The 7,076-nt window shown below is 32.1% G+C and carries 8 protein-coding genes; 6 read left to right on the forward strand and 2 right to left on the reverse strand.

The window, feature by feature from the left end; all coding sequences use genetic code 11:
- Nucleotide 1: 1 nt before the first annotated feature.
- On the forward strand, nucleotides 2-1,231 hold the full coding sequence (locus WCG23_07965; protein ID MEI8389809.1) for a HipA domain-containing protein: 1,230 nt from the start codon (nucleotides 2-4) through the stop codon (nucleotides 1,229-1,231).
- A gap of 44 nt (nucleotides 1,232-1,275) precedes the next feature.
- Here WCG23_07965 and WCG23_07970 read toward each other — a convergent pair whose 3' ends face one another.
- The gene (locus WCG23_07970) at nucleotides 1,276-1,548 is read right to left on the reverse strand and encodes a hypothetical protein (protein MEI8389810.1); all 273 of its coding nucleotides are present in this window, start codon (nucleotides 1,546-1,548) and stop codon (nucleotides 1,276-1,278) included.
- Nucleotides 1,549-1,900: 352 nt separating this feature from the next.
- Here WCG23_07970 and WCG23_07975 point away from each other — a divergent pair, with 352 nt between their 5' ends.
- Nucleotides 1,901-2,890: a hypothetical protein gene (locus WCG23_07975; protein MEI8389811.1), complete on the forward strand. Its 990-nt coding sequence runs from the start codon at nucleotides 1,901-1,903 to the stop codon at nucleotides 2,888-2,890.
- A gap of 31 nt (nucleotides 2,891-2,921) precedes the next feature.
- Here WCG23_07975 and WCG23_07980 read toward each other — a convergent pair whose 3' ends face one another.
- Nucleotides 2,922-3,242 carry a hypothetical protein gene (locus tag WCG23_07980; GenBank protein ID MEI8389812.1) on the reverse strand — a complete coding sequence of 107 codons (321 nt, stop codon included), beginning with the start codon at nucleotides 3,240-3,242 and terminating at the stop codon, nucleotides 2,922-2,924.
- A 209-nt stretch (nucleotides 3,243-3,451) separates the two neighbouring features.
- On the opposite strand from WCG23_07980, the gene WCG23_07985 reads away from it, so the two are divergent.
- The 4 genes from WCG23_07985 to WCG23_08000 all read left to right on the forward strand — a co-directional run bounded on the left by WCG23_07985 (nucleotide 3,452) and on the right by WCG23_08000 (nucleotide 7,043).
- A complete protein-coding gene (locus WCG23_07985; GenBank protein ID MEI8389813.1) occupies nucleotides 3,452-5,485 on the forward strand; it encodes a transposase family protein in 2,034 nt (677 codons plus the stop codon).
- Between the two features lie 93 nt (nucleotides 5,486-5,578).
- Complete coding sequence (locus WCG23_07990) at nucleotides 5,579-6,202, forward strand: ATP-binding protein (GenBank protein MEI8389814.1); 624 nt, start codon at nucleotides 5,579-5,581, stop codon at nucleotides 6,200-6,202.
- A gap of 314 nt (nucleotides 6,203-6,516) precedes the next feature.
- A complete protein-coding gene (locus WCG23_07995) occupies nucleotides 6,517-6,768 on the forward strand; it encodes a ribbon-helix-helix protein, CopG family (GenBank protein MEI8389815.1) in 252 nt (83 codons plus the stop codon).
- Complete coding sequence (locus WCG23_08000; GenBank protein MEI8389816.1) at nucleotides 6,765-7,043, forward strand: type II toxin-antitoxin system RelE/ParE family toxin; 279 nt, start codon at nucleotides 6,765-6,767, stop codon at nucleotides 7,041-7,043. The genes WCG23_07995 and WCG23_08000 overlap by 4 nt, the downstream gene beginning before the upstream one ends.
- The last annotated feature ends 33 nt before the right edge of the window (nucleotides 7,044-7,076 follow it).

Genomic DNA, 7,076 nt, shown 5'->3' on the forward strand with positions numbered 1-7,076 from the left:
CATGGCAGATAAAAAAGTATATGTATATATAAATTTAAGCGGGAAAGATTATCTTGTTGGTGAAATGTGGTCACATTTCAGTAAAAACAAAGAAACTTCCTCTTTTGAGTATTCTAATGAATGGCTAAATCGGCAAGACTCATTTTCATTAGAGCCCAATTTGTTTTTGGGCAAGGGAAAACAATTAGCAAGAAAAGGAATTAAAATTTTTGGGGCCTTTGGTGATTCAGCTCCTGATACATGGGGCAGAATTTTGATGAGAAGATATGAAGCTAAACTTGCAAAAGAAGAAAATAGACCCATTAAAACATTAAATGAAATTGATTATTTGCTTGGCGTAAATGATGAAGCAAGACAAGGTGCTTTAAGGTTCAAAGAAGCTGCGGGTGCAGATTTTTTATTTCCTTCAAGTATAAAATCAATTCCGCCCTTGGTGTATCTGCCTAAATTATTGGCTGCCGCAGATAAAGTTGAAGCAAATGATGAAAAATTTGAAGATATAAGACTTTTACTTCTTCCGGGTTCTTCTTTAGGCGGAGCCAGACCAAAAGCTTCCGTAATTGATAAAGCAGAAAATCTTTGTATTGCAAAATTTCCTAAAAATACTGATACGCACAATTTAGTACTCTGGGAAGCTGTTGCTTTGACTTTGGCAAAAAACGCAGGGATTAATACACCAGATTGGTTTTTGGAAAAAATTGGGAATAAGGATGTCATTATAATAAAAAGGTTTGATCGAAACGGAAAAACAAGAATTCCGTTTTTATCAGCTATGAGTATGCTAAATGCTGTTGATAATGATGAAATAACTCATAGCTACCTTGATATAGCAGACTCTTTAAGACAATATGGCTCAAGTCCAAAAGCCGATTTAGTCGAACTCTGGAAAAGGATTGTCTTTTCAATAATGATTTCTAATACCGATGATCATTTAAGGAATCACGGATTTTTGTACGAATCGGAAATGGGTTGGCGATTGTCGCCTGTCTATGATATTAACCCTAATCCTCAAAATGCCGGCAGTTTAACAACGTATATTTCACAAGATGATAATTCTGCTGATATTAAATTGGCATTTAGTGTTGCTGAATATTTTGGATTAAAAAATAATGAAGCAAATTTTATCGCAGATGAAATTAAAAAATCTGTTCAAAAATGGGTAGATACCGCAAAGTCATTAGGGTTGAAACGTTCGGAAATAGAACAAATGAGTAATGCTTTTAAGGTTTAAAATTATACTGCCCCGTCAATTATTTCTTTCAAAGCCTGTTCTTGTTATGTTTCAGAATAAATTCTTAATTCTTTATCTTTTAAAATATTTTTTATTAAATTTTGGTCTAATAGCCATTTATTTCTAATATTTTGACTTATTGCATTATTTATATGATTTCTTAAAGCTACTTCTAACAAAGCTATTAGGGGATATAACTCTTTTGAAAGTATAATATTCCATAAATACAGGTCAATAATATCACCTTTATTGTCTATATCATTAACTATATATCTTTTAAGCCTTTCCTTGTTCAAACTATAGTTATATTTGTCCAAAACAAAACTCCGTTGAAATACAATTAAATTATGCTATAATAAAATGGTAGACTCCAGATTTTCTTCCTGCCTTTGGCATAGATGCTGGAGTATCGTTTTATTATAATATAATTTTTATAATCTCATTTGCCCCTTAATTGTACAAAAAAACTAAAACCGTGATCTGTATAATTAAAAATATCAGACCCTCAGAGCAACACACCATACCACAAAGGTACTGCCAAGATTATCCTGACGTTGCTTTAATCTGACGCTAGTCTGATATTAAAAAATTCACGGTAGGCACGCAAGCGTCCTACCGTCTTTCTGTTTATACTATAATATATCTAAGATCAAAATTCAAGGGTGATAAATGATTAAATATATTCTAAAAGAACTGAATCTGGATGAAACAAGAAAATCTCAAATTGGTTTGTTTTCAGAAGCTTACAGGCTAAAGCCATATATTCAGACTATAAAAAATAACCCTGAAATATTTGAAAAATTAAGAGAAGTTTGCCCTGAAAGGGTTAAAGATAACTGGGATTGCGTAGTTGAGCTTTATCGTTATAATTTAAAACTTTCAAAAAGTATTTATCCGTATTTGGCTATATTGGAAAACATTTTGAAAATAAAGATAAGTGAATATTTAAAGCAAAAATATCATGAAAACTGGTATTGCGATGAAAGCTTATTTTTTAATGCTTTGGGATTTGATGATTTTGATAAAAAAATATTTGAAAAGTATTTTAACCACAAAATAAATAAATTTGTAAGGGAAGATTTAATAAAAGAGTATAAAGAAGAAAAACTTCAGGATAAAACGGATAAAATTAAAAGTAAAATCCAGAAAATTAAGCAGGTTATTTCTATCTTATCTGATGCAAGAGATTATAGACTTACAAATAAAAATCCTGGTTTACAAGGTTTTATAGAAACAAAACCGACTCTAAATTATTGGATTACTTTGTTGGAAATCAAAAAATTGTATGAAATTCAGGAAAATAATAAAATAGAAGACGAAAATAATGAATTTAAAATATCAATAAAGGATATTTTCCCTAATGTAGATACAGAAAATATCAGGAATTTAAGAACCATTGCCCAAAAACTTGATGATATAAGACTTTTAAGAAATGATATTTCGCATTATAACCAAATAATTTGCAGAAAAATTGCAGGAAAATTAAAATTATGGGATATTTACAAAAATATTACGGAAATTTTCTATTTTTTGGGTTGTGTTGATGTAAATTGGATGATTGGTGATATAAGTTGTTGCAACAATGGTTCTTTCGAATCTCTTTATAAAGATTTTGAGTTTATCCATCAATACGAAATTAACCTGACCAAAATTTCTTAAAATCTAGTATAAGTAGCATATTACAAATTAATTAAATTTTCCCTTCTATTATTTCTTTTAAAGCCTGTTCATGTGTAGTGCCATTTTTTTTACAGTAATATTCCAGCCATTTCATGCATTCTTGAATTTCTTCGCCGCAAAGTTTTTCCAAATTCTTTTTGGGTTTGCCATCTTCCCAGCTAAGATAATCAAGTAAAAGTTGTGCTGAATGTTTATCAGGTTTGGAAGTTTTGACTTTAATCAGTTCTATATCTTCGTGTAGAGATACGATTACACCGATTACATCGTCAATTAATATTTTAAAATCATTGCCGATGCCTTGAATCATTGTCCTTGAATCTATTTTATTCATAAAATTATCCTTATGCTTTTGTAACAGTTGCATTTTAGCTTATGCTGCGTAACTCCTGTGCCTAAAAAGAAATTGTGCAGTATTTGTCTGCAAATTTTACAAAAAGATAATTTTTGAAACAGAGCAACACATTTCCTGCTAAAACACTTCCATTTCGATAACTGCGATTTATAATCTGCAATGACATGAATTAAACGGAAATAATGTTAATGCTTGAAAAAACAATTGACACGACAAAAATATGGCTGGATGTAAAATCTGTAGCCGGACTAAAAGGAGTTACAGAACGTGCAGTTCGCCTCGCACTTAGAAATAGCAATAAATATATATTTAAAACAGAAGATGTTAGGGGCGGTAAAACGTATAAAATATGTTTAAGTTCATTAGAGGCTGAACTACAGACAAAATTTCTTAACGAATATTATCAGGCTCTTGTTCTTGAAGAAAATGAAACTGTTGATTTAGATATTCAGCCAACTAAAGAAAAAATTATTCCTGAAAGTATGAAACGAATTGCACTTGCGAGATTAGACCTTTTAAAACTGTGGAAAGAATATATTAAGGGCAAAACAAATAAGTGCAAGGCAAATGAAGAGTTTTTACAGCTATACAACACGGGAGAATTCTATAAAGATATATTTGAAGTATTAAAAACGACATCAATAGGAAGTCTGTACAGATGGAAAGCAAAACTTGCAGGGACAACAGACTGGACAAGGCTCGTTCCTGATTATCAATTTAAAGGTTCACGGGAATGCCGGACTTCGCTTACTCAAGATGAAATACAAATTTTTATGAAAATTCTTTTAAATCAAAACAGGTTTTCTATAAGCAAGGCAACGAGTTTAACCAAGCACATCCTGAATAAACGAGGTATAGAAATTCATGCAAGGGATATTACATACAGAAGATATGCGGAACATTTTAAAAAGTTTAATTATGACAAATGGATCCTTGCAAGAGAAGGAATGAAGGCGCTTAAAGACAAAGTAGAATCATATTTGGTTCGTGATGCTTCAGTGCTGGATGTGGGTTCAGTACTAATTGCCGATGGGAAACTTCTTAATTTCCAAGTTATCAACCCTTTTACAGGAAAACCATGCAGGGTACACCTTGTAGGATTTTTGGATTGGAAGTCTGGAGGACTTGTAGGGTTTGAAATTATGCTGGAAGAAGACACGCAATGTATTGCCTCTGCCTTAAGAAATGCGATTTTAAACTTGGGAAGAATTCCTGATATTGTTTATCAGGATAACGGCAAAGCGTTTAAAGCAAATTTTTTCACGGGAAACAAAGATTTTGAAGAATTAGGGTTTAACGGAATATACGGCAAACTCGGGATAAAACCTGTCTATGCAGCTCCGTATAATGCCAGAGCAAAAGTTATCGAAAGATTTTTTCTGGAATTTCAGGAAGGATTTGAAAAATTACTTCCTTCATATATTGGAAGCAGTATTGAAAACAAACCGGCGTATATGAAAAGAAATGAAAAACTGCATAAAGAAATACATAACGGATATGTGCCAACGATTCAAGAAGCAATAGACTTGATTAACTGCTGGTTAGAATACAAGCATAGCCTTCCTTGCCCGAATGTTAAGAGCAGAACAATCGCTGAAGTCCTTGCCACAGTCAAAAAGCAAAATATTAATGAGCAAGAACTTGATGATCTTATGATGGCACAGGAAATAATGACCATTCACAGAAACGGAATTAGGTTTTTAAAGCAGGATTACTATGATGATACACTTTATGGAATCAGGGACAAAGCCATAATCAAGTATAGCCTGTTTGATTTGAGTTTTATCAAAGTTTATTCCTTAAAAAATGAATTTTTATGCAGGGCAGAGAGAATAACCAGTACACATCCGATGGCGGAACACCTTGGAGATATTTCAGATATACAAGATTACAAACAAAAAATTGTTAAACAACGCAAATTACGCAACAAAACACTAAAAGAAGTGAGAAAATTATTTACTATGGATGATTTTAACCTTATCGAAAAACATCTTGAACCAAATATATCTGCTCCACATCAGGAGCAGATTTTATTAGAGGCAAAACAAATTCCTGAAATCAAAGTGATTGCAGAAAGACCGCTGACAAGACCAATATTTAAATCAAAATATGAACGCTACGAGTGGCATCTTCATCATGGTTGCCACTCGCAGGAGGACAGGAAATGGTTTGAAAAATATAAAAATTCTGATGAATATACACAAATGTATGGGGAGGATTAAAAAATGAAGAAAATATTTGCAAGGACCCAAAATGTTAAAAATTTCATAAATATGATGAATAATCTTCAAAACAGAGCCGAAGGAGTGCCGTGAATGTCTCTTGTTTACGGAGAACCCGGGCTTGGTAAAACTCAGGCACTTTTATGGTGGGCTACTCAAAATGATGCGATATTTATCAGAGCTGCAAATAATATGTCAGCCCGCTGGTTAATGCAGGAATTAATAGAAGAACTTGGCGAAGTTCCGTATCATTTTTCCTCTGATTTGTTCAAACAATGTGTGCGTCGATTAAATAATGAGCCAAAAGTAATCATTGTCGATGAAATAGATTATTTAACAGGAAATGAATCCGCAATAGAAACACTGCGAGATATTTATGATAAAACGAATGTTTCTATTGTTATGGCAGGAATGGGGATGGCAGATAAGAAACTTCTGAGATATCGCCATTTATATGACAGGATTTCTGAAAAGTTAAAATTTGAACCGTTTTCTAAAAAAGATATAAAAACAATAATTGAGCAGCTTTCAGAAATTGAAATGACTGAATGTGCGGTTAAATACATTTTTAACAAAACTAACAGGTTCAGACAAATAGTCAAACTGATAAACAAAGCAGAAACAATAGCTCATGCAAACGGTTTAAGCACAATTGATGAGATAACAATTAAGGAGTTTGTACATAATGACGGCGAAGAAACTGACAAAGCTGGCTAAAAGGCTTAAAATATTCACTTTTGAAGAATTTTTAATCATGTCGGGGGAATATCCATTATCAGGAGGTTTGATAAAGTTTATCAGTCAGATTGAGAAAAACCAGCCAAAAACGGCTGGTTTTAATTTTTTTCGCAAAATCCCTGATATTATTCTCATTCTAACTGATAGTAAATTCATATTGACTTCTGTGTCTATCTTTTAAGAATTATAAACTACTTCCGACAAGCGGTGGAAAAATTTTCTGTACTTGGAGTTTAAATATCAATAAATATGTGATACAATAATATCATTGAAATACAATAAGGAGATTCTGTATGGCAATTAATAAAAATATGATGTCTTTAAGACTTCCTGAAGAAACTAAAACCAAATTGGAATTGTTAGCAGAAGCAACAGATCGAAATAAGTCAACTCTTGTACTTGAAGCTATTGATAACTATTTAGATACGCAATCTTGGCAAATATCAGCTATTCAAGAAGGAATAAAACAGCTTGATAATGGTGAATATGTAGCATTTGATGATGTAAAAGCGAAATGGGTTAATAAGAAAGCAGATAATCAATGAAAATAATATTATCTCCATTAGCGAATCAGGATTTGGATGAGATTGAATCATACATATTTAAAGATAACCCTGCAGCAGCTGTTGATGTAATTTTAAGAATATTAGATAAAATACAAAACGTAATACGTCTAAACCCTTCGATAGGAAGAAAAGGCAGGATATTAGGCAGTAGGGAATTTGTAATGCCTGACTTGCCATATATAATTCCTTATAGGGTAAAAGATGATGTATTGGAAGTTATTAGAGTAATTCACACTAGTGTTCAGTTAAGTTAAAAGTTTAGAACAAATTTTCTTTTTTCACGTCTT

This window comes from bacterium (genome assembly GCA_037147175.1).
Classification (GTDB): Bacteria; Cyanobacteriota; Vampirovibrionia; order Gastranaerophilales; family UBA9971; genus UBA9971.